19 protein-coding genes are annotated in these 21789 nt (G+C 64.6%); 11 read left to right on the top strand and 8 right to left on the bottom strand.

The annotated features are described in order from the left end of the window. Positions 1–101: 101 nt before the first annotated feature. From COCCU_RS06975 to COCCU_RS06965, 3 genes are read right to left on the bottom strand one after another with little or no spacing between them, the layout of a single operon-like run. The gene (locus tag COCCU_RS06975; protein WP_156230841.1) at positions 102–1676 is read right to left on the bottom strand and encodes a hypothetical protein; all 1575 of its coding nucleotides are present in this window, start codon (positions 1674–1676) and stop codon (positions 102–104) included. Further along, positions 1673–5038, bottom strand: coding sequence for a DUF5682 family protein (locus COCCU_RS06970; protein WP_156230840.1), 3366 nt, complete (start codon positions 5036–5038; stop codon positions 1673–1675). The genes COCCU_RS06975 and COCCU_RS06970 overlap by 4 nt, the downstream gene beginning before the upstream one ends. Beyond that, on the bottom strand, positions 5028–6161 hold the full coding sequence (locus COCCU_RS06965; RefSeq protein WP_156230839.1) for an ATP-binding protein: 1134 nt from the start codon (positions 6159–6161) through the stop codon (positions 5028–5030). Before COCCU_RS06965 ends, COCCU_RS06970 begins: the two co-directional genes overlap by 11 nt. Before the next feature lie 155 nt (positions 6162–6316). On the opposite strand from COCCU_RS06965, the gene COCCU_RS14535 reads away from it, so the two are divergent. The 9 genes from COCCU_RS14535 (at position 6317) to COCCU_RS06925 (ending at position 14954) form a co-directional block, all read left to right on the top strand. Beyond that, complete coding sequence (locus COCCU_RS14535) at positions 6317–6793, top strand: FAD-binding oxidoreductase (protein WP_197088460.1); 477 nt, start codon at positions 6317–6319, stop codon at positions 6791–6793. Then, entirely contained in the window at positions 6794–7741 is a 948-nt protein-coding gene (locus tag COCCU_RS06960; RefSeq protein ID WP_197088459.1) for an FAD-binding oxidoreductase, read from the top strand. It begins immediately after the preceding gene. Between the two features lie 42 nt (positions 7742–7783). Then, the gene (locus COCCU_RS06955) at positions 7784–8020 is read left to right on the top strand and encodes a hypothetical protein (RefSeq protein ID WP_156230838.1); all 237 of its coding nucleotides are present in this window, start codon (positions 7784–7786) and stop codon (positions 8018–8020) included. A 152-nt stretch (positions 8021–8172) separates the two neighbouring features. After that, positions 8173–9489 carry a DEAD/DEAH box helicase gene (locus COCCU_RS06950; RefSeq protein WP_156230837.1) on the top strand — a complete coding sequence of 439 codons (1317 nt, stop codon included), beginning with the start codon at positions 8173–8175 and terminating at the stop codon, positions 9487–9489. A gap of 15 nt (positions 9490–9504) precedes the next feature. Next, positions 9505–10881, top strand: coding sequence for a hemolysin family protein (locus COCCU_RS06945; protein ID WP_156230836.1), 1377 nt, complete (start codon positions 9505–9507; stop codon positions 10879–10881). 24 nt (positions 10882–10905) lie between these two features. Next, positions 10906–11937 carry a hemolysin family protein gene (locus COCCU_RS06940; RefSeq protein ID WP_407924168.1) on the top strand — a complete coding sequence of 344 codons (1032 nt, stop codon included), beginning with the start codon at positions 10906–10908 and terminating at the stop codon, positions 11935–11937. Next, complete coding sequence (locus COCCU_RS06935; RefSeq protein ID WP_156230834.1) at positions 11937–12800, top strand: 3-methyladenine DNA glycosylase; 864 nt, start codon at positions 11937–11939, stop codon at positions 12798–12800. Before COCCU_RS06940 ends, COCCU_RS06935 begins: the two co-directional genes overlap by 1 nt. A gap of 15 nt (positions 12801–12815) precedes the next feature. Next, positions 12816–14231 (top strand): vWA domain-containing protein, encoded by a 1416-nt coding sequence (locus COCCU_RS06930; protein WP_156230833.1) that lies wholly within the window; start codon positions 12816–12818, stop codon positions 14229–14231. A 117-nt stretch (positions 14232–14348) separates the two neighbouring features. After that, positions 14349–14954 (top strand): class I SAM-dependent methyltransferase, encoded by a 606-nt coding sequence (locus COCCU_RS06925; RefSeq protein WP_156230832.1) that lies wholly within the window; start codon positions 14349–14351, stop codon positions 14952–14954. A 130-nt stretch (positions 14955–15084) separates the two neighbouring features. Here the strand turns inward: COCCU_RS06925 and COCCU_RS06920 are convergent, their stop codons facing one another. From COCCU_RS06920 to secA2, 5 genes are all read right to left on the bottom strand, one after another. Then, positions 15085–15624, bottom strand: a complete 540-nt coding sequence (locus COCCU_RS06920) for a MerR family transcriptional regulator (RefSeq protein WP_231598901.1) — start codon at positions 15622–15624, stop codon at positions 15085–15087. Positions 15625–15745: 121 nt separating this feature from the next. Further along, positions 15746–16378: a bifunctional nuclease family protein gene (locus tag COCCU_RS06915; protein ID WP_156230830.1), complete on the bottom strand. Its 633-nt coding sequence runs from the start codon at positions 16376–16378 to the stop codon at positions 15746–15748. 5 nt (positions 16379–16383) lie between these two features. Next, complete coding sequence (gene ftsR, locus COCCU_RS06910; protein WP_156232673.1) at positions 16384–17061, bottom strand: transcriptional regulator FtsR; 678 nt, start codon at positions 17059–17061, stop codon at positions 16384–16386. 137 nt (positions 17062–17198) lie between these two features. Continuing rightward, on the bottom strand, positions 17199–17624 hold the full coding sequence (odhI, locus tag COCCU_RS06905; RefSeq protein WP_156230829.1) for an oxoglutarate dehydrogenase inhibitor Odhl: 426 nt from the start codon (positions 17622–17624) through the stop codon (positions 17199–17201). Positions 17625–17737: 113 nt separating this feature from the next. Then, positions 17738–20023, bottom strand: a complete 2286-nt coding sequence (gene secA2, locus COCCU_RS06900; RefSeq protein WP_156230828.1) for an accessory Sec system translocase SecA2 — start codon at positions 20021–20023, stop codon at positions 17738–17740. Positions 20024–20154: 131 nt separating this feature from the next. Here secA2 and COCCU_RS06895 point away from each other — a divergent pair, with 131 nt between their 5' ends. Together COCCU_RS06895 and COCCU_RS06890 are read left to right on the top strand one after the other, a co-directional pair. Further along, complete coding sequence (locus COCCU_RS06895) at positions 20155–21285, top strand: alpha/beta fold hydrolase (RefSeq protein WP_156230827.1); 1131 nt, start codon at positions 20155–20157, stop codon at positions 21283–21285. Beyond that, on the top strand, positions 21285–21689 hold the full coding sequence (locus COCCU_RS06890) for a YchJ family protein (protein ID WP_156230826.1): 405 nt from the start codon (positions 21285–21287) through the stop codon (positions 21687–21689). Before COCCU_RS06895 ends, COCCU_RS06890 begins: the two co-directional genes overlap by 1 nt. Positions 21690–21789: the final 100 nt, after the last annotated feature.

Raw genomic sequence — 21789 nt, 5'->3', positions numbered from 1 at the left:
GGGTCTTCCTTTTCTTCCGTGGTCTGTGTCCCGGGGCTGGGAGCACTTGTTCGAGGATAGTTCTCCGGCCGGGGTGGCGCCGGATGAATGCTGTGGTGTTGTCAGCTGGGGTGTTCCATTGCCGTGAGGTAGATACCCAGCGACAGGAGGGTGTCCAGTTGTTGAGGGGTGTGGCCGAGGTTGTCCAGAAGGGTGGCGCCGGTGGGTGCGGCTAGCTTCCATAGGGTTGTCACGTCGTGGGCCAGCTCTGCGGACCGTCTCTGAATCGAGGGTGCGCCCTGGGAAGCGGAGCGTTCCAACCAGGGCCACAACCGTTCTGCCACGGAGTTGTCGGGGATGCTCAGCGGTTGGTTTTCCCCCGCCGGACAATCCGGGTGGGGTTCAGGCCGTCGGGTGGGGGTGATCTGGTCCAGGCCGGGCAGGATCCGGCGGGTGGGATCAAGCTGGTGGCCCTGGGCCCACATCACCATCACGTGGTCGTTGCGCAGCATGAGGGTCAATGTCACGGTTCCGTGGGACAGAGCGGTGCGCAGCGCACCTGCCAGGCCCCTGACCCCGAGTTTGCGGGCGGCGGGTAGGAAGCTGAAGTGGTGCCCTCCGGTGGTCTCGACTCCTGCGCCGTGAACGGCGGCCAGGGTGGTGTCGATGAACCGCAGTTCGGTGGGCAGGTTCAACCTTCGAAGCATGTCCTGGGTGACGTCCTGGCCCTGGGCGGCACGGGTCTGGCGGCCACTGCCTAATCGGCCGTCTTCGGAGGAGGTGCCTCCGGTGATCAGGAGGGTTCGGTGGCTGAGGTCCGCGTGGCTGCAGCGGATGTCCCCCAACTTCACCGGGGAGTGCCATACCCGGCGGGCGTCGGCCACCTCACCGGGTGGGGTCCGGCTGATCTGGAAGAGCTCTCCCCTTCCGCTGAGCAGGGTGATGCTGACACCGGCGAAACCGGAGTCGCTGATGACGGGTTCGGCGAAGAGGGGGGTAAATGATCCTGCGCCGGGGCCGGATTCGGTGTCCAGTTCCCGGTAGACGCGCCGGGTGGTGCCCACCGCCTGGGGATCTTCTGGGGTGCGGGCCAGCAGGTGGCGGGTGAGCAGGACAGCATGGACCTGGCGGGCGAGGGCGCGACGGCCCACCGGTTGTCCGCGGCGCAGCGCCTGGGATGAGGTGGCCAGTGCCGTTAAGGCACGTTCCAGACGTGGCAGTCCGGAGGTGCGGGTGGCCTGTACCGCGGCCAGGAGGCGGGTGTGGCCGGCCACGCTTAATCCGCCCAGGCCATGGGCGGTGATTTCGGTGAGGACCGGTTCCACCCCGGTGAGGATGGCGGTGATGCGTTCGGTGGTTGCCGCTGAGGCTGGTCGGGGTTCGTCCTCGGTTGGCTCCGGGGTGCCATCGTGTGGTTGGGCCATGATGGGGTTGCTTTCCCCGGCGGCGGGTGCGGCGAGGCAGACCGCCGCGAGGTGCGCGCATTTCGGGGCGAGCAGGCAACCGCAGTTGGGGTGGCCGTCTGTTTCCACGGTGACGGTGGTGGTGCCGATCTCTATGGTGGTGGTCTCCCCCGGGGTGATCCGCCACTGTTGCGCCCCAGCGGCGAGCTGTTCCGCCCGACGCCGTAGGCGGGGTGCCGTTCCGGTCAGGATCGCTGAGGTGAGGGCCGGGTCGAGTGCGGGCAGGGTACTCATGTGAGCACCTCCCCCACCCAGCGGGCCAGCTGCATCGGGCTCAGGCTGGCCACCCGCATGCCGGCATCGGCGACGGCACGCGAGATCCCCACGTTGAAGGCTGCCTGCCCGGTGTCATTCAGGGCAGCACAGCCGATCAGGTGTACCCCGGAATCCGCCAACCTCCGGATCCCGGCGAGTAGTTCCCCGACGGATCCCCCTTCCTCGAAGTCGCTGATCACTATCAGTGCGGTGCGGGCCGGGACGGTTACCAGGGTGGCGGCGTAGGTCACGGCACCTGCGATATTGGTGCCCCCGCCGATGCGGATCTCCAGGAGCAGTTTCAGCGGGTCGGTGGCGTGCTCGGACAGGTCGACGATGCCGGAGTTGAAGGTGATGAAGCTGACCCGGAAGGTGGACACCCCGGCCAGGATCGCGGCGGTCAGGGCGGCGTAGACGGTGGAGGCCTCCATGGATCCGGAGACGTCGACGAGCACGATGATGTGCCAGGGTGACTCCCGTCGTTGGGCCGCATCGTAGACGGGGTGGACGGGTACGATCTGAGGTCGCCCGTCGTGCTCCACGACGTGCCGGAGGTTGCGGCGGATCGTCCCCGGTAGGTTCATCCGCCCGGTGCGCCGCAGGGTCGGCCTGCGGGCGGTGGCGCCGGTGAGCACGGGACGCAGCTGGCTTGCGAGCTGGTCGGACAGTTCCCGCACGATGCGTGCTACCAGGGGGCGCAGCTGCCGTAGGCGTGCTTCCGGCAGCCCGCCGACCAGGGAGAGGACGGTGGTCAGGGTCTCGATATTGGGATGTATGGATTCCGGGGTGAGAGTGGTGACCACGTCCGTGCGGCCACGTTCGGCGGCCTCACCGAAGATCTCCTGGAGGTGATCCTCACCGAATAATGCGGTGATCTCCTGCGACCATTCACGCACCCCCAGCTTGTCGTGGCTGCCATCGGCGCCCCGCACCCGGCCGTCGGCCTCTCCGGTGGGGTCGTTGCGCGCCTCGCCATAAAGCTCGTCGAGGGTTCTGGCCATCCGACGGCCGACGGTGCCGAGCCGCTCCGGTTCCGCACCCAGGATCAGGCGCCAGCGGGTGGCCGGGGTGAAGGAGATATCGGCCAACCCCAGCGCCACCAGCCTTTCGTGGGCGGCCTGGTCGCTGCGGGCATTGGCGGCCAGGGTCTCGGGAGGGACGGTCAACAGGGCGTCGATGTGCCCCAGTCGCCCGGCCAGCCGGTCAAGGAAGCGTTCGCGTTCCGCGGCGGGCACCTGGTCGAAAGCACCACGCAGGGGTGGCAGAGCGTCCACGAAGGAGGCATCACTGAGTGCCTCCACCCGTTCGATCACCCCGTCGAGGGCAGGATCATCGCACCAGGCACCCCGGGAGGCACACAGATATCCCACCAGTCGGCGCTGCAACCGACGGCGGGAATCAGACTCGGAATGCTGGTCGATCCAGCTGCCCAGGAAGACACCCGCCGCTTCAATGTCAACGGTCCCGCCCGCGGCGGAGACCGCATAAGCCGCCCCCTGCATCAACGGTGAACCAGAGGTACGTACCCGGCGCAGGGCCTGAACCAACCCGACGGGGTGTCGTTCCTGCAGGCCGGTGACCTGGCCCAGCAACCGGGCATGTGCGGGATCCTCGGAACCGGCCACCCCCTCGATCTCCCGGATGATGACAGCACCGAGCTCACCGGCCAGCCGATCACAGTCCGCCAGCACGGCGGCGTCGAACAACTGCGCGGCAGGCTCGCGTCCCCCGGCAATGCCGGTGAGTGCCTCGGTGGCCGATACCGCCGCCTCGAAGCTCAACCGGGTGAGCACCCCGGACTCGAACAGGCCCAGGGCATCACTGAGCACCCCAGCCGAAAATGTTGCCGCCGCCGAGGAGATCAGCTCCAGGACAACCTGCGGGTCAGGATCCTCGGCCTGCCGGGCCAACCGGGCAGAAAGCTCCGTGGCCACAGCCTGCGCCAGGGTCACGCCCCGGGGTGCGAGCAGGCCCAGGCCTGCGGCGGTACGCGACTCGAAACGGATAGTGACCGTGTAACTGCGGTTCTCCAGACCTCGGGTGCTGCCCCCGGTCCGCCCGATCTCATAGGCAACACCAACAGCCGCGAGCCGGGCCAGCAGAAGATGACGCTCAAGATTGCGGCCACGCTTGAACGGCTCGACGCGCACACTCACCGATTCATCACCCTCGGCGGCCGGCAACGCAAGCCGGGCCATCTCCTTCCGGACATGGGCCTCCAGGACGGGCACCGGGGCATCATCGGGAAGTTCACCAATGACATCCCCGACCAGCACCTGCTGCATCGCCAGAGCAACCATCCGCCCCCGCCCGAGAACGGAACCCTGGGCAAAAACCGAGGTGACCGCCTCAACAACCTCCCGCCGACCCGGTGCCGGAAGCCCCCGGAGACGCGCCAGATCCACCGCGAAACGACGCGCCTCGACGACCTCACCCGTCCCGATCGGCTCCCCACCGGAACGACAGGTCCGGGCCAGATCAGTGAGCACCTCAGTGACCAGCCTTTCGACATCCTCAGGTGTCCGCGCCAGAAGCACCCCCTGCTGCCACCGGGGATCCCGGATGCCCGAGGCATAACCGGAACGCGAATCCAGCTGATCGAAACTATAACGAACCAGAGAGGTCACCACCGCTTCCACCGGCACCGGGCTATCGACCTCGGAGACCACCTGAAGACCCCCACAGTGAAACGCACCGACAACAACCAGGGTGCGCCCCTTGATCCCGGCGAGTGCCCCCGACATATATTCCTCGCGAGCACGCGTCAAAACATCAATCCCGTACCCGGCGCGCCGGGCGGCAAGCCCCACCGACAGGCCGGCGCGGCGGACCTGGCGCCAGGTGGCGCCGATGCTGCGGGCCTCGATCTGACGGTCCCAGGATTCCTGGCTGAGAAATTCAGGGAAGGCCGCGACCCTGGAGTGTCCGGTTCCGGGAACGTCCTCGGCGGCAGGGATCCGGTGGCGGGACCCGACGGGAAGGTCGATGCAGTGCACCGGGATCCCGTTACGGCCCGCCCACCGGATGATCGCCAACTCCGGGGAGAAATCGGCGAAGGGATACAGTCCGGCGGCCGTGGCCCCCTCCCCGGCGGTGGTGGCGGCGGCGACCGCCACCGGCGCCCGGGTGTCGGCGTGCCACAGCCACGGCACCAGGTGGGCGAGGTCGGCGGGCAGTTCCACGGCGACCTGTCGGGGGCACAGTTCCTCGGCGGCGGCCACCACGGCGCGGGCACAGGCCGGCGAGTGGTGCCGGATGCCGAAGAGGATCTGCTCTCCGACCATGTCCAGTTCCTCGAGGGCGTCGATTAGCGGTGCCGGGCCGGGAACCTCAGAAGACATGGTCCCGGGCCTCCCACAACTGCCGCCAGGGCCCCTGTCCCCCGACCTCGGCGCGGCGTCGGATCACCGCATCCCAGTAGGCGCGCAGGCGGGTGGCGTCGGCCTCATCGTCCTTGCGCACCGCCCCGAGCAGGTGCCCGGCGATCTGCCCGACCCCGCCCTGCCCCGGGAAGTAGGCGCCGGACAGGGCAATGGATGAGGAGATGGCCACGGCCTCGGCGGTGGAGAGCACCGAACCGGGTTTCTCCACCGCCCAACCCTCCGTAGTCATCCCGACGCGCAGATCCCGGAAGATCGTGACCAACGCATCGACCACGGCGGTGTCGACCGCCGATGGCAGCTGTGCCCTGTCGAGCGCCTGCCGCGTCTTCGACTCGACGAGGTCCACCTCGGCCGCGTAGTCGGCGATGGGGTCAACCTGCTCGAAGTTGAAGCGGCGTTTGAGTGCCGCGGACATCTCGGTGACCCCCTTATCACGCAGGTTGGCGGTGGCGATGATGCTGAAACCCGGGCGGGCGGCCACGGAATGCTCCCCCAGCTCGGGAATGGCCAGGCGCCGTTCCGAGAGCACCGGCACCAGGGCATCCTGCACCTCCGGCAGGCAGCGGGTGACCTCCTCGATCCGGGCGATTCTGCCGCTATGCATGGCCTGCAACACCGGGGAGGGCACGAGCGCCTTCTCGGAAGGGCCCTCAGCCAGCAGGAGTGCATAGTTCCAGCCGTAGCGCAGCTGATCCTCGGTGGTACCGGCACTGCCCTGCACCGTCAGCTCCGAGGAACCACAGATGGCGGCCGCCAACAACTCAGAGAGCATGGACTTCGCCGTACCAGGCTCGCCGACAAGCATCAGGGCACGCGCCCCCGCCAAGGTGATCACACAGCGTTCCACCAGGCCACGATCCCCGATGAACTTCACCGGGATGTCCATCCGCGCCGGGAGCCCGGCAGGAGCATTCTCACACCTCAGGCCCTGGGCACCACAGATGAAGCTGACCACGGCGGCCGGGGTCAGCCGCCAGCCGGGTGGGCGTGGCCCCCGGTCGTAGGCTTCGAGGAAGGCGAGCTGTGGGGCGAAACGCTGCTCGGGAAGCTCGATCTGCGCGTTCAAGGGGGCCTGGGTCATGTGTTCCAACTTAATGGGAGGGTATCCGGCGCCGCGCGGCATCCGACACTGTTTCGGGGGGCTTTCACCCCTACCGGGCGGGGCGTAAGTTCGCAGATATCCAAGAGAACCGGCTTCTCCTGGCCAGCATCACCTATCGCAAGGGAACTGGGACCATGAAAGACGAAGATGATCAGACCGTGGGGAAAGCCGCGGTAACCGAGGCCGTACAGCAGCTGCGCACCCATCTCGAGGGAACGTTGATCGAGCCCGGCGATCCGGATTATGAGGAGGCCCGGGCGGTGTGGAACGGAATGATTGATCGCCGACCGCGGGCGATTGTCCGGGCCACCGCGCTCTCTGACATAGATGCCGTGCTGCAGACCGCCCGGGCCACCGGACTGCCCCTGGCGGTGCGCGGCGGCGGGCACAATATCGCCGGTCACAGCACCGTCGCGGCGGGTATCGTGCTTGACCTCGGTGCCCTCAACCAGGTGAGTGTCGACACCGCGAATGGGTTACTCACCGTCGGGCCTGGTGCGACCCTGGCGGATGTGGATCGGGTGAGCACGGAACACGGTCTGGTTGTCCCGCTCGGGGTGATCAGCCAGACCGGGGTGGCCGGGTTGACGCTCGGTGGTGGGGTGGGATAGTTGACCCGCACTGCCGGGTTGAGCCTGGACCAGTTACTTGCCGCTGACCTGGTCACCGCCTCCGGGGAACATCTCCACGCCAGTGCGGAGGAGAACGCTGAGCTGTTCTGGGGGATCCGGGGCTGTGGCGGAAACTTCGGGGTGATCACCTCCTTCACCTTCCGTAGCCTGCCCATTCCGGCGGGCCTGTTGGGGGCGAATTTCCTGTATCGGCCGGAGAACTGGCGTTCGGCGCTGGATGCTTTTGAGCAGTGGGGCCGGGAGCTGCCGGATGAGATCAACCCGATCATCTCGATCCTGGTGATGCCCCCGGAGATGGAGATGGGCGATGCCCCCTGGTTGATCATCGGATGCAACTGCTTCGGCGAGGATGAGCGTATCGGGAGAGAGCAGCTGGCCCGCCTGCGGGAGGCGGCCCCACCCGATGTGGAGGATCTCAGGGCTCTTCCCTGGACCGAGTGGCAGAGCGCGATGGATGACCTCTTCCCCACCGGCTCCCGGGGCTATTGGAAGAACGTCTCCTTCTCCCGCCTGGATGCGGAAGTCGTGGACGTGCTCCTCGACTTCGCCTCCGAGCTCACCTGGCAGGGAACCGGGATCGACATCCACCTGATGGGCGGCTACTTCGGCAGGGTGGATGAGGATGCCACCGCCTTCCCCAACCGCTCCGCCCGCTTCTGGTTGAATGTCTACGGCTTCTGGCATGATCCCGCCGAGGATGAGCGCCTGAGCGCCTATGCCCGCAAGGTCTACGCCGCGATGCAGCCCTTTGCTGAGCACGGGGAATACATCAACTTCCTCGGGGCGGAAACAGAGCATGACCTCGTGGCTGCCACCCGCCGGGCCTATGGGCCGGAGAAGTATCAGCGTCTGGTGGCGCTCAAGGACCGCTATGACCCGGAAAATCTCTTCCGCCTCAACCACAACATCGCACCCACGCCTGCCTGAACACCCCCCCTGTTAATGAGTGGAGCCCTTTAAGGTGAAGGCATGCCAGCGGACCGCAGCAACCCCGTTGCCTCCCGCCGGATCAGCTACCCGACCTGGAATCTTCTGGGTGTCTTTACTTATTCAGGGTTCGCTTTCACTGAGATCGCGCCGGTGTCGGGGGCTCACCCCAGGCATCCCCTGCCCCGGTTCCATCTCCTGGTGACGGTCCCGGCCTGGCTTCTGCTCACCCTGGCGGATGACATGATCTCCTTCTGGTTGCATGCCTCTGGTTGCTGATCATCCCCGCTCTGCTCAGTGGTGTCTGGGTTGATCGTCTCTTCGTCGCAGCCCGCCGGGAAGACTCCCGTACTGGATCAGCAAGCTAGTCGCAACCGTCCTGCACCCTCCCGAGCGTGGTATATCGACCTGAAGCGACTACACTTTCCCCAATGACAACATTCAAGGACCTCGGTCTGCCGCTCCCCATCGTGCGTGAGCTGCAGCGCGAGGGCATTACCGCGCCTTTTCCGATTCAGGCTGCCGCCATCCCCGACGCACTCGCCGGCCGCGACGTGCTCGGCCGTGGCCCCACCGGCTCCGGCAAGACCTTCACCTTCGGCCTGCCGATGCTCGCCAGCCTGTCCAACTCCGGTTCCTCCAAGCCCGGCCATCCCCGTGGCCTGGTGCTGGTGCCCACCCGCGAGCTGGCCGCCCAGATCCGGGAACGCCTCGATCCCGCCGCCGCTGCCATGGGACTGCGCACCCTCGACGTCGTCGGTGGTGTGGCAATTTCCCGCCACATCCGCTCCCTGGCTTCCCCGGTGGACCTGCTGGTGGCCACCCCGGGCCGCGCCCAGGACCTGCTCGACCAGGGCAAGCTCTTCTTCGACCGGGTGGAGATCACCGCCCTCGATGAGGCCGACCATATGGCTGACATGGGCTTTCTCCCCCAGGTCCGCCGACTGCTGGACAAGACCCCCAAGGGTGGCCAGCGACTGCTGTTTTCCGCCACCCTCGACGGCGATGTGCAGAAGATCATTGACCGCTACATGAATAACCCGGTCACCCACTCCACCGCCCCGGTCGAGGCCTCGGTCAACACCATGACCCACTACCGCCTGCTGGTCGGTGGCCGTGATGCACGCAATGACGTGGTCACCCAGATCGCCGCCCGCCAGGGCAAGACCATCATGTTCATGCGCACCAAGCACGGTGTAGACCGTCAGGTCAAGAAGCTGCGCCGGATGGGTGTCAACGCCGCCGGTCTGCACGGCGACAAGGGGCAGAACACCCGCGCCAACGCCCTGGCCGGTTTCGCCGATGGTTCCGTGCCGGTACTGGTGGCCACCGACATCGCCGCCCGCGGCATCGACGTCGATGATGTCTCCCTGGTTGTGCACGTCGATCCCCCGGCCGAGCACAAGGCCTACCTGCACCGTGCGGGCCGCACCGCCCGTGCCGGCACCTCCGGCACCGTGGTCACCCTGGTGATGGATGAGCAGATCAAGGAAGTTGATCAGCTGATGAAGAAGGCCGGGGTGTCTGCGAAGGAAATCAAGGTCACCGCGGAGGCTGATTCTTTGGCTAAGATTACCGGTGCGCGCCGTCCCTCGGGCAAGCCGATCGAGGAACCCAAGCAGCAGGCACGGCCGCAGGGCAACCGGCCCCGTTCCCGCGGCAACCAGAACCCCGCCGGGAATCGCAGCAACTCCCGACGTCCGAACGCCGGACGCCGACGCACACGGAAAGATGGTCCCACGGCCTAACCACGGTCGACGCTAATGGACATACTCATAAGCATCCTCTCACTGCTGGCCTTCGTGGCGCTCACGGCAAGCACCGGCCTCTTCGTGGCGATTGAATTCGCCCTGACCGGTATGGAACGCTCCACCGTGGAGAACCACCTCAAGGAAAAGGGCGATAGGAGCGCCCGCGCAGTGCAGAGGGACTATAAGAACCTCTCCTTCGTGTTGTCGGGTGCCCAACTGGGCATCACGGTAACCACCCTGGCCACCGGCTTCCTCGCCGAGCCCATCCTGGCCCAGTACTTCACCCCGCTCCTGAAGCTGATCGGACTCTCCGAATCCAGCACCAGCGCAGTCGCCCTGGTCCTGGCCCTGATCGTGGCGACCTTCCTGTCCATGGTCTTCGGTGAGCTGGTGCCCAAGAACCTGGCGATCACCAAGCCCATGGAAACCGCCCGCGTGGTGGTGCACCCCGTGCACTGGTTCAACATCGCCTTCAAGTGGTTCATCAAATCGATGAATGTCTCCGCCAACTTCCTGGTGCGCAAGCTGGGCATTGAACCCGCCGATGAACTCGCTTCGGCCCGTTCCGCCCAGGAACTGGGCGCCCTGGTCCGAAACTCCGCCGAAAGCGGTGGACTGGACGCCACCACCGCCCAGGTGCTGGACCGTTCTCTGCGCTTCGGTGACTCCATCGCGGAGGAGTTCATGACCCCCCGATCCACCATCGCCTCCCTCGACAGAGGTGACACCGTCCAGGATCTGATCGAGCTGGCACAGGAAACCGGACACTCCAAGTTCCCGGTGGTCAAGGGAGATCTTGATGACACCATCGGCATGGTCCACATCAAGGACGCCTTCTCCGTCCCCCGCGAACAGCGCCGGACCACCACCGTGAGTTCCCTCGCACGTCGCGTGACGACGGTCCCCGCCAGCCTGGACGGCGATGCGGTACTCAACGCGGTCCGCACCTCCGGCGCCCAGATGGTGCTCGTCGCCGATGAGTACGGCGGCACCTCCGGACTGGTCACCATCGAAGATGTCGTCGAGGAGATCCTCGGTGACGTCTATGACGAACATGATGATGCCGAAGCCGAACGCGACTTCCAGAAATTCGGCATCAGCTGGGAGGTATCCGGACTGGTGCGCATCGACGAGCTGTCCCACAAGGTCGGTTACGCCGCCCCGGACGGCCCCTATGAAACCCTCGGTGGTCTGATCATGGCAAGCCTGGGGGCCATCCCCAGCGTCGGCACCCAGGTGCTGTTGCCTGTCACGGACACCCCCAGGCGCGATGAATTCGAATCCGGCCTGAGCGGCCGTTGGCTGGCCCGGGTCACCGTCATGGAGGAGCGTCGCGTGGACCGCGCGATCCTCACCCCCATCAGCCATGAGGAAGCGGAGGCACTCTAAGTGAACATCTTCACCACCACCCTCATGATCGTCGGACTGCTGGGGCTCAACGCCTTCTTCGTGGCCGCCGAATTCGCCCTGATCTCCTCCCGCCGGGACCGCATCTCCTCCCTGATCGACCAGGGAAAACCCGGCGCCCACAAGGTTCTCTACGCCACCGAACACCTGTCGATCATGCTGGCCGGCTGTCAGTTCGGCATCACCATCTGCTCCCTGATCCTGGGTAAGGTCGCGGAACCTGCGGTGGCACACTTCATCGAGGTGCCCTTCATCAGCCTGGGGGTGCCGGAGAACCTGATCCACCCCATCTCCTTCATCATCGCCCTGTCCTTGATCACCTTCCTGCACATCCTCTTCGGTGAGATGGTTCCCAAGAACATCGCGATCGCCGGCCCAGAGACCCTGGCCATGTGGTTGACCCCGCTCCTGATCGCCTGGGTCAAGCTCACCCGCCCCCTGATCGAGTTCATGAACTGGATCGCACGCATCAGCCTCCGGCTCTTCGGTGTGGAGCAGAAGGATGAACTGGATTCCACCGTCGACCAGGCTCAGCTGGCCACCATGATCGCCGAATCCCGCTCCGAGGGTCTGCTGGACGCTGAAGAATCCACCCGACTACACAAGGCGCTCTACTCCGAGAACCGCAACCTCCAGGAGGTGCTGATCCCCCTGGAGCAGGTCCGCACCCTCGATTTCGGACGCAGTGGCCCCTCCATGGGGGATCTGGAGAAGGCAGTGACCGAAACCGGTTTCTCCCGCTTCCCGGTCACCGGCAAGGACCAGTCCTTCCTCGGCTATATCCACGTCAAGGATGTCCTCGACCGCCTCGACAGTGCCCCGGCTGAGGAGATCATCCCCCGGGATGAGATCCGCCCCCTGATCATCGTCGACGGGGCCGGAAACCTCGATGAGGCACTGCATGTGATGCGTGCCCGTTCCGCCCACATGGCCCAGGTCCGCGACAAGGGCGAACTGCTCGGCGTGATCACCCTGGAAGACCTCATTGAGGAATATGTGGGCACCGTCTCTGATTGGACCCACGAAGACACCTTCTGATGAACATTCTTTCCCAAGACACCTGGCAGCACCTGCAGGAAGAGCACCGGGAGCGCTGCGACCGGCTGGTCAATGATCACCTGGACCGCCGCTTCCGCGGGAAAAAGCACCCCGTCTTCGATTTCCTCTTCGAGTACTATCCGGTCCGTCCTGCCCACCTGCGACGCTGGCATCCCGGTGCCGGGGTCTGGTTGGCAGGCGAGCCGGAGCACTCCGGGTGGCGGGACTACCACCGCCGGGAGGGTCTGATCGGGTTGGATCTTGTCGGATTCCTGGAACGACGGGGCTCAGCGGTGGACTATATTCGGGACCTGCTGGAGCGCACCCACACCAACCCAGCCCACTTCGACTGCTTCGGGTTGCATGAGTGGGCGATGGTCTACCGGAGCGACTCCCACCGCCATGACCTGCCACTGCGCCTGGGCGCGGCGGGCACGGACGCGGTCGTCGAGAAGCACCGCATCAGATGCACCCATTATGATGCCTACCGATTCTTCACCGAACCCGCCCGACCCCTGAACCTGAAGGTGCTGCAGCGGGAGGATCAGCCGGAGAATGATCAGGCCGGCTGCGTGCACGCCACCATGGACCTGTACAAATGGGCTGCGAAACTGGGCCCCCTGGTGCCCGGCGAGCTTTTCCTCGATACCTTTGAACTGGCCCGGGATGCCCGGATCCTGGACATGGAAGCCTCCCCCTATGATGTGCGCGGCCATGGTTTCGGGGTGGTGGCAATTGAAACCGCCGCCGGTAAATCTGAGTATGTCGAGCGGCAGCGGAAGCTGTCTCAGCGTGCCCAACCTATCCGGATACGGCTTGCCTCTCTCATAAGTGCCGCCCAAAGCACTAGACTTCTGGGGTAGCTACGAAGGAAGGACATGCCCGTGGGTCGCCACTCCGATGGCAAATCTAATTTTGCCCTCTCCAAGGGCGCGATCACCACACTTGTGGTGGTCATTGCGCTCATCGCTGCGCTGACCTGGTGGCTCTGGCCCAGCGGAGACACACCCGGCCAGAACACCGCGGAAGGTGAATGTACAGAGGGCGATGTGACGCTGCCCGTCGCAGAGGAGGAACCCGGGCTTGCCGACGCCCTCCTCAAGGAGTTCCGTGCCACCAACCCCGTGATCCGCGACCATTGCGTCACGCCTGAGGTCACCTCTGATCTGAGCACCGCCGCCTTCTACATCTCCGCCTCTGATCCGACGGCCGCCCTCGAAGAGGCAGGCCGTAGTGCCTCCGCTGAATCCGACACCATCCAGGTGCCGCTCGGCCTGGCCGTCGCCGCCGACACCCCGGGTGAAGGGACCCCGGCTGCTGAGCAGGTCGCCTACCCGGTGGCCAGCCATGAGGATGCTGCCGTGGTGGCAGCCACCGCACTGTCCCCCAGCCCGGCAGATGCCGCCGCACTCCTGCAGCGCGACAAGGAACTCACCTTGGAGCAGGCACTGGCCGATGGGGCCCCACTGATCGCGGTACCCGCCGATGACACCCCCGAGGGTTATGAGTACCGTGAGCTTGATGTGGCCCGGGAATACCAGGTCACCGGGATCGCCACCACCGACGGGGTTTCCGAGGAACAGGTCCACGCCGCCGATGCGCTGGTCCGCTTCGCCGCCGAGCAGAATCCGGACACCGGGTCCATGGCGATCAACCGGGAACAGGTCCTGGCGGTGCGTGAAGCCTTCACCACCACCCCGGAAACCACCGAGGAAACCCCCGAGCCAGAGGAAGAGGCGATGGAACCGGTAGCCGGAACCCCGGTGGACACCCTCTTCCTGCTGGACACCTCCGCCCAGATGAACTCTGATTTCGGGGATCGCAGCCGCTTCGAGGCAGGGGCCGCCACCATCGCCGATATCGCACCCCGCCTGGGTGCCACCGGACGGGCCTCCTCGCTGTGGAACTACTCCTCCCCCATCAACCCCGGTGTGACTAAGGGGTACCGCACCAACTTGGGCTTCGGTCGCGGCACCACTGTGGCGAACTCGGTGCAGCTGCTGGGGACCGCCGGTGTGCCCCAGACCCGTGACGCCCTGGCCGCCGCCCTCCAGGTGGCTGGGGACCGCGCCAGGGAAACCAACGCTCCGGCCAAAGTCATGCTGTTCACCTCCGGCACCGCCGATGACATGAGTGATGAGCAGTTCCAGTCCCTATTGGACAGCCTGCCGGGCAATGTTGAACTGGCGGCCTTCCATCTCGGCCCCGGTGAGATCGATCCAGTGCTCAATGCCACCCCGGTCAACTCCTATCAGGAGCTGCTGGATCTGGCGAACCAGTCACTGGGACTCTGAGAGCTCCCAGAGGGGGTGACTTCAACCAGTTCATAAAAAAATCCTGAAACAGCTCCCATCTTTAAGCCACACCCCCTTTTCCACCCGGCCCATGCCCCTTTGTCCAGGTATCCTCATATGGTGCACGCATCCAAGGGGGAAAAATCCGGCCTGATGGAAAACCATGGGGAAAACAACAGCACCTATCACCGCTGGGTCATCTCGGTGGCCAAGCAAAAACCTCAGGCCAGGGTGCTTGAGGTCGGTTGCGGTGAGGGCTTCCTGGTGCAGCAGCTCGCCTCGGCGGTGGCTGAAATCAGTGGTCTCGAACCGAACCCGGACACTTTCTCATCCGCCCGGGATCGAGTCATCGATCTCCCGAACGCCCATGTCCTCCCCCTGGCCTTCGCTGATTTGCAGCCGGACCCCGGTGCATTTGACCTGATCATATTCATGGACAGCATCCATCACATGAACCTTGCCCCAGCCCTGGCCAAGGCAAGAATAATGCTACGTCCCGGTGGAGATCTGCTCATCGTCGGGGTGTCCGCCAACCTCACCTTTAGAGACCGGATCATTTCCGGGCTCCAATTCCTCCTGCCCAGGATCGGGCCTCCCCCCACCGAAGCCGCAGAGTCGCTGCAGCAAATCCGGGATATTGCCCGGGAGATCATGCCGGGTGTGTGGGTGCGGCGGGTACGCCACCACCGTTATCTGCTGCGTTGGACCAAACCGGCACCATGAACTTTGCTGCCTTGAGATAGCAGAAACGACCCCTCCAGCTCGTGAGCGTGGCGTGGCGGGGTCGTCTTGGCAGCTCGAAGCTGCATGGTCACACCCATGAAATTACATGGGGGTGTAAAAAGAAAAGGGCTCAGGAGCTTTTGCGGCGGCGTCTTTCCGCAAGCTCGTCCATGCCGATGACCATGTTGTCGCGGTCGATGCGCTCCGAGGGGAAGTTCGAGATGGTACCGGTCAGTTCCTTGACGATACCCGGAACCGCGATACCGAAGACTCCCTGGCCACCGCCGAGCAGATCAATGACCTCCTCATTGGAGCGGCACTCATAAACGGTGGTGCCATCAGAGACCAGGGTGATCTCTGCCAGATCATTGACACCGTGGTCGCGGAGCTTATCCACGGCCAAGCGGATGTTCTGCAGGGAAATGCCGGTGTCCAGCAGACGCTTGACGATCTTCAGCACGAGAATGTCACGGAAAGAGTAGAGACGCTGGGATCCGGAGCCACGGGCACCACGGATCGAGGGCACCACAAGCTTGGTGCGTGCCCAATAGTCGAGCTGTCGGTAGGTTATCCCTGCCACCTGGCAGGCGATCGGCACACGATAGCCGACCTCGTCATCGGGACTCAGGTCGAAGAGTGATTCCTGGGTCCCACTGCGGTAATCGCTCACGAGCTTAAACTCCAATGGGTATGGGTGGTTGACACCTTAACTATATAACTTAGCCAAGGTTAAACCACGGTCAAGCCTTTTAGGCACGACACGCCCAAAAATCAGGTGTCAAGCCTTGAGTTTAGGCCTTTTTATCCTGACTGTCATCCCCATCGTCTGCTTCTTCCTCTTTCTTCTCCTCAGGTTCCTCTCCATGTCCGAAAAGTTCCGACTCGGAAAAGCCCAAAGATTCCATGAGCTGCGAAAAGTCGGCGTCCGCCTGGGCATCACCGGAAGCGGAAATAGCTTCCGCCACTTCCTTTTCATCCTCGAATTCGCCCCCGAAATCCACGCCGAAGTACTGGGTGAGATCCTCATCGGAGGCAAAAAAAGAATTTTGGGTCAGAACATCCTCATCCACGTGAATATCAAGCTCCAGCAGTCGGGAAAGGGCGATGGCATCGGAAGCCCGGGCATCCAGTTCCTCCCCGTCAGTGAAGATGATGGAGCCGATGAAGGTGCCCTCAAAGGCGGAGGTGATGTTGATGGCGCTCACCCCAGGGGTCAACCGGGTCAGGGTATCGGAGAGCAGTTCCACGGTGCTGGGGCGGCGTGGGGAGAAGCCGGCGTCACGGGCCTCCAACTCGGCCGCGGCGACCTGGCTGATCCAGATCGGCAGGATCCGGTTCTGCTCGGCCCACCGCAGGAGAACGCAGGAGAATTCCTCGGGCCCGGCACTGTGTACGCCGTGGTACTCAACGGTGATCAGGGTCATGGGTGCTAGGAGTCCAGTTCTTCCCGCAGTGAGGTCTTCACCAGGGAGGCGTGCAGGGAGACGACCAGGGCGGTCATCTGCTGGGAGAGTTCCTCGGCACGCTGCCGGGCCCCCTCCCCCTTGGATTTGGCCACCGGTGCCGCGACCTGGGCGATCAGCCCGGCCTGGCGGGAGGCGGTGTTGCGCAGGGAGCGTAAGTGCCGGATGTCGAAACCGAAGTCCTTCAGGGCCAAGGCGGTGCCCACCACCTGGACATCATCGGCGGTGAAGTAGCCGGCCCCATCCGGATGGATGAGGTTGGCATCGACGAGTTCGGTGATGGTCTCCAGGTCACAGCTGGCCTGCTCGGCGACATCGGTGTCGGTCAGCCGGGTGATCAGGGGCGCCCGGAAGTTCTCCGGGGAGATCATCGGGGTGGTCTTGCCTGCGGAGAGGATGGAGGTGACCGCACCGGAGTCCATCGCCTCAAGTTGTTCCCTGATGACCTTCAGGGGAAGGTAGTTGTCCCGCTGCGTGACCAGAATGTAGCGCAGTCGTTCCACGTCTGCGTCGGTGAAACGGCGATAACCCGAAGCGGTGCGCTTCGGTGTGATCAAACCTTCCGATTCCAGGAAGCGGATCTTGGAGACGGTGACATCGGGAAATTCCTCCCGCAACCGTTCCAGAACAACACCGATCGACATGGTCTTGACAGTTGACCGGGTCGTTTTACGTACTGCGCTCACGATGACTTTCTCGGGGTGGTCGGGACAGGGGACGAGGCAGGCACCGCCGGTCCCGGAAGCTGTTCCAGCTCCAGGGGGGGGCGGTGAGCTGGCTCCTACTTGGCGGTGAGGAATACCAGACGGAACTTACCGATCTGGATCTCATCCCCACTCTGCAGCACCTGGCTGTTCCGCGGCTCGCGGTTGACGTAGGTGCCGTTGAGAGATCCGACATCGACAACCTCGAACTCGCCGTCGTTGATGCGGAATTCAGCATGACGACGGGAGACGGTGACATCATCAAGGAAAATGTCGGACTCCGGGTGGCGTCCTGCGCTGGTGGCCTGCTGGTCGAGCAGGAATCGGGCGCCAGCGTTCGGGCCACGCTTGACCACGAGCAGTGCGGCACCCTCAGGAAGGTTGTCCGCTCCGGTTGCTGCCGGAGTACTGGTGGCTCCCGACTCCATGTCCTTAAGCAGGTCGGCACGGAAAACGGAAGTGGTTTCCACCTGGGCCTCAGGCGTACCGGTGTTCTCGCTCATTATCTAACCTCCGGATTGATGGTTGGGTTCAATGTTGATAATCATAGCGGTATCCTGTTGACCGCGAGGGGCACAGCCACGGTTTCTGGGGGTGACCGGGGGAAAGCCGCCCCTTAATGGAAAATATTACCTATTCCGGAGATAACCGAGTTGCCACGCCCGGCCAGTGGGTTATCGGAAACCATATAGGTCCAGGTGGCCGAGGGACGTGCCAGGCCGAGGTTGCCCAGGTGGGCACCGGCGGCGTCGATAAGCACCGTCTCGAAGGTGTCCACGGACTTGTCGACGGCCCGCTGGGCCAACTCCTTGAATTCGCGCACCGCGATGCGGTGATACTCGTCAATGGGGGTTTCCCGGGCGATGGCGCGCAGGTGAATGGACTCACGGACATCATCCATCAGTCCCAGATGCTCACTCCATTCCTGGTCCAGGTGGAAGAGCATGATCTCCCTGGCCGCCCCCACCTTCGCCGCATGCTCGAGGTCTGCCAGTTCGGCGGCGCGCCCCGGGGCCAGTTCGGCCAGCTGCTCCCAGGCGCGTTCACTGTCGAGCAGATTGTCGCGGCGCTCATCTATGATCACCCGCTGATCTGCCAACAGCTTGTTGTATTTCCAGGTCTGGGCGTGGATCTCCAGCAGCTGCCCCTCGGTGACCCGCTGGCAGTGGTTGATGAACTCGGTGACCCGCCCGGTCTGGATCAGTCCCTGCTCATCGGGGTGCGCGGTGATCTCCTCACCGGAACCACCGGAGACCACCACATCATCTTCCAGGGAGACGAAGAAGAGCGCGAGTCCGGGATCCCCCTGGCGGCCGGCACGGCCACGCAGCTGGTTATCCAACCGGGAACTGCGGTGCCGGGCGGTGCCGATCACCGCCAGACCACCAAGCTCCACCACGGCCTCGTGATCCGCCTCATCGGCACCCCCCAGGCGGATGTCGGTGCCGCGGCCGGCCATCTGGGTGGACACCGTCACCCGACCCAGGTCACCGGCCTCGGCGATGATCCGGGCCTCCTCCGCATCATTCTTGGCGTTGAGGACACTGACCTCGATCCCCTCCAATGCCTCGGCCAGCGCCTCGGACTCGGCGACATCCTGGGTGCCCACCAGCACCGGCTGCCCGGTGGCGTGGATCGCCTTGATCTCCTCGATGATCGCCCGGTTCTTCTCCTTCATGGTGGCGTAGATGCGGTCCGCCTCATCGAAACGCTGCAGGGGGCGGTTCCGCTCAATCACGGAAATCCCCAGGTCATAGAATTGACGCAGCTGATCGGTGGCCTCCACTGCGGTGCCGGTCATGCCGCAGACCATCGGATAGCGGGTCATCAGCGCCTGCAGGGTGATGGAATCCAGGATCTTGCCACCCTCGGTGACATCCAGGCCCTCCTTGGCCTCCACCGCGGACTGGAGACCATCCGGCCAGCGCTGCAGGTCCGCGACCCGGCCGCGGGAGGCGTCAATGAGCTGCACCTTGCCGTCGCGCACCAGGTAGTGCACATCCCGGATCAGCAGGGCCTTGGCGTGCAGCGCCAGGTTGACCTGAACCAGGGTGGAGCCGACATGCTCCTCGTCATAGAGGGCGGTGATGCCCAGTTGCCCGGCAACCCGATCCGCCCCCTTGGGGGTGAGGAAGACATTGCGGCGGTCATCATCCATTTCATAGTGTTCCTTCTCCCGCAGGTGGCGTACGATATCGGTGATCTGCCCCGCGGGGGCCGCGCCCGGTTGGCTACCGGCCAGCACCAGGGGCACCAGGGCCTCATCCACCAGAACCGAGTCCGCCTCATCGACCAGGGCGACATCGGCGTGCTGCTGCACCATCAGGGAACGGTCGGTGACCTGACGATCCCGCAGCAGGTCGAAACCGATCTCATTGACCGGGGCGTAGATGATGTCTGCGGCATAGGCCTCCCGGCGTTGCGCCTCATCCAGTTCTTCATGTACCGCAGCGACCTTGAGCCCGAAGAACTCCACCAGGGGGCGCATCCACTCGGCATCACGACGTGCCAGGTAGTCATTGACGGTGATGGAGTGCACCCGCTTGCCCATCAGGCCAAAACCGGTGGCGGCCATGGCACCCACCAGGGTCTTGCCCTCACCGGTGGCCATCTGGATCACATCCCCCTCAATCAAACGCAGCACCGCCTGGGACTGCACTGGAAAGGGGGTGAGGCCGAGGGTGCGGGTGGAGGCCACACCGAGCGCCGCCAGGAAGGTGGCCGGATCCTTGACCTCCCCACCCTCGACCAGGTCCCGGGCGCGCTGTGCCAACGCGGCGTCGTCAAGCGTGCTCAGCTGCTCCTGTTGCTCCCGGGCCTGGTCGACGATCGCCTTGCTGCGCTTCTGGTTGCGGCCCGCCTTTCCCCCCAGTGCCTTCCAGAACCAGTCCATTGCAGCCACGATTAACCCCTTGCGCTTGTCGGTGTTTTCTTCCCCTAGACCATAGTGGAAGGTAAAGGCAGACTAGTGTGTCTGTCAGTGTCCATCCGTGTCAGGGCCAATCTTGCGATGGCCCCGAAAGGCGAATCCCCGTGCATTCTGTTTCCGTGAAATTGCCCTCCAGTCAGGGTCTCAAGATGGCCGGCACCATTGATATGCCGGATACCCCGCCAGTGGCTTATGCGATCTTCGCCCACTGTTTCACCGGCTCCAGATTCACCCCCGCCGCCGCGCGCGTGTCAAAGCAGCTGACGGCCTCCGGTATCGCCACCCTGCGTTTCGACTTCCCCGGCCTGGGGCAGTCAGAGGGTGAGTTCGCCAACACCTCCTTCAGCAGCAATGTGGAGGACATCAAATCCGCCTATGAGTGGATGAGCCAGAACTACGCTGCCCCGCAGCTGCTCATCGGGCATTCCCTGGGTGGTGCCGCCTCGTTGAAGGCCGCCACCGAACTACCCCGACTCAAGGCGGTGGCCACCATCGGCGCCCCCTTCGACCCGGCACACGCCGTCCTCCACTTCGCGGACCGCATCAAGGATGTCGATGACCACGGTGCCGTCACCGTTGTCCTCGGGGGGCGTGACATCGTCATCTCCCGGGCTTTCCTGGAGGACCTGGCCGATACCAACCCGGAGATCTACCTTCCCAAGCTGCGCAAACCGCTGCTGTTGGTGCACTCCCCGATCGATGAAACCGTCGGTGTGGACAACGCCCAGCTCATCTTCCGCGTCACCCGCTACCCCAAGTCCCTGGTCTCCCTGGACAAGGCTGACCACCTGGCCACCCGGGAAGGTGTCGCACAGCGCGCCGCCGACCTCATCGGCGCCTGGGTGGAGCCCTACCTGGTACCCGACTACTCCCCCGAAACGGTGGAGGCCGGTGCTGTTTCCCGCTCCGCCAAGGGCACCCGCTTCGCAGATACCGTCCGCACCCCCGTCGGCGAACTGCGCACCGACCGCGCCAAGAAGGACGGGGGCAAGGACCTCGGCCACACCCCCGCCGACCTGATCGCCGCCGCACTGGCCGCCGATGCCTCCCAGGCCATCCGCGACGCCGCACGCCGTGACCGCATAAAACTCGAGGATGTTGCCGTCACCGTCACCCCCGAAGGCTTCGGCTTCTCCCGCCAGATCGAGCTCACCGGAGACATCACCGATGATCAGCGTCGCCGCCTCCTGCAGGCCGTACGCCCCCTGACCGTCAGCGTCCGAGACATCCGCTGATGGCGCTTGACGACGCCCCGGGCTACGACACCACCAAACGCTGCCCCTGCGGCACCGGCCTGAGCTACGGGGAATGCTGCGGTAAATACCACGCCGGGGCGGTGGCCCCGACTGCGGAAACCCTGATGCGTTCCCGCTTCACCGCCTTCGCGGTGGCCGATGCCGACTACCTGATGCGCACCTGGGCCCCGGAGGACCGTCCCTCCTCCCTCAACCTCAGGGATAGTGGGCTGCACTTCTACCGCCTCGACATCCTCAAGGTCATTGGGGGTGGCCCGCTGGATGAAACCGGCATCGTGGAGTTCAAGGCTTTCTACAAGGGTGCGGAAACCGGTTCCCAGCATGAAAGATCAGCTTTCCGCCGGATCGACGGCAGATGGGTCTACGCCGCCGAATTGGAGTGAATGGGAAGGGGTGCGCGACGGGGTTCCCGAGCAGATTCTCGGACCTCCTCCCCCGGGTTCCTCCCCCGCTCCCACCTGCGGATTAGGAGCTCCAACTCAC

Origin of the sequence: Corynebacterium occultum, assembly GCF_009734425.1 — a bacterium.
Classification (GTDB): domain Bacteria; phylum Actinomycetota; class Actinomycetes; order Mycobacteriales; family Mycobacteriaceae; genus Corynebacterium; species Corynebacterium occultum.
Note: the sequence above shows the minus strand (reverse complement) of the source record. Positions and strands in the feature narration are given on the sequence as shown.

What these genes read in the sequence shown, in the direction of transcription:
- COCCU_RS06975 (WP_156230841.1), bottom strand. Translation starts at nt 1,676, where the DNA reads ATGAGTACCCTGCCCGCACTCGACCCGGCCCTCACCTCAGCGATCCTG.
- COCCU_RS06970 (WP_156230840.1), bottom strand. Translation starts at nt 5,038, where the DNA reads ATGTCTTCTGAGGTTCCCGGCCCGGCACCGCTAATCGACGCCCTCGAG.
- COCCU_RS06965 (WP_156230839.1), bottom strand. Translation starts at nt 6,161, where the DNA reads ATGACCCAGGCCCCCTTGAACGCGCAGATCGAGCTTCCCGAGCAGCGT.
- COCCU_RS14535 (WP_197088460.1), top strand. Translation starts at nt 6,317, where the DNA reads ATGAAAGACGAAGATGATCAGACCGTGGGGAAAGCCGCGGTAACCGAG.
- COCCU_RS06955 (WP_156230838.1), top strand. Translation starts at nt 7,784, where the DNA reads ATGCCAGCGGACCGCAGCAACCCCGTTGCCTCCCGCCGGATCAGCTAC.
- COCCU_RS06950 (WP_156230837.1), top strand. Translation starts at nt 8,173, where the DNA reads ATGACAACATTCAAGGACCTCGGTCTGCCGCTCCCCATCGTGCGTGAG.
- COCCU_RS06945 (WP_156230836.1), top strand. Translation starts at nt 9,505, where the DNA reads ATGGACATACTCATAAGCATCCTCTCACTGCTGGCCTTCGTGGCGCTC.
- COCCU_RS06940 (WP_407924168.1), top strand. Translation starts at nt 10,906, where the DNA reads ATGATCGTCGGACTGCTGGGGCTCAACGCCTTCTTCGTGGCCGCCGAA.
- COCCU_RS06935 (WP_156230834.1), top strand. Translation starts at nt 11,937, where the DNA reads ATGAACATTCTTTCCCAAGACACCTGGCAGCACCTGCAGGAAGAGCAC.
- COCCU_RS06930 (WP_156230833.1), top strand. Translation starts at nt 12,816, where the DNA reads ATGCCCGTGGGTCGCCACTCCGATGGCAAATCTAATTTTGCCCTCTCC.
- COCCU_RS06925 (WP_156230832.1), top strand. Translation starts at nt 14,349, where the DNA reads ATGGTGCACGCATCCAAGGGGGAAAAATCCGGCCTGATGGAAAACCAT.
- COCCU_RS06915 (WP_156230830.1), bottom strand. Translation starts at nt 16,378, where the DNA reads ATGACCCTGATCACCGTTGAGTACCACGGCGTACACAGTGCCGGGCCC.
- ftsR (WP_156232673.1), bottom strand. Translation starts at nt 17,061, where the DNA reads ATGTCGATCGGTGTTGTTCTGGAACGGTTGCGGGAGGAATTTCCCGAT.
- odhI (WP_156230829.1), bottom strand. Translation starts at nt 17,624, where the DNA reads ATGAGCGAGAACACCGGTACGCCTGAGGCCCAGGTGGAAACCACTTCC.
- COCCU_RS06890 (WP_156230826.1), top strand. Translation starts at nt 21,285, where the DNA reads ATGGCGCTTGACGACGCCCCGGGCTACGACACCACCAAACGCTGCCCC.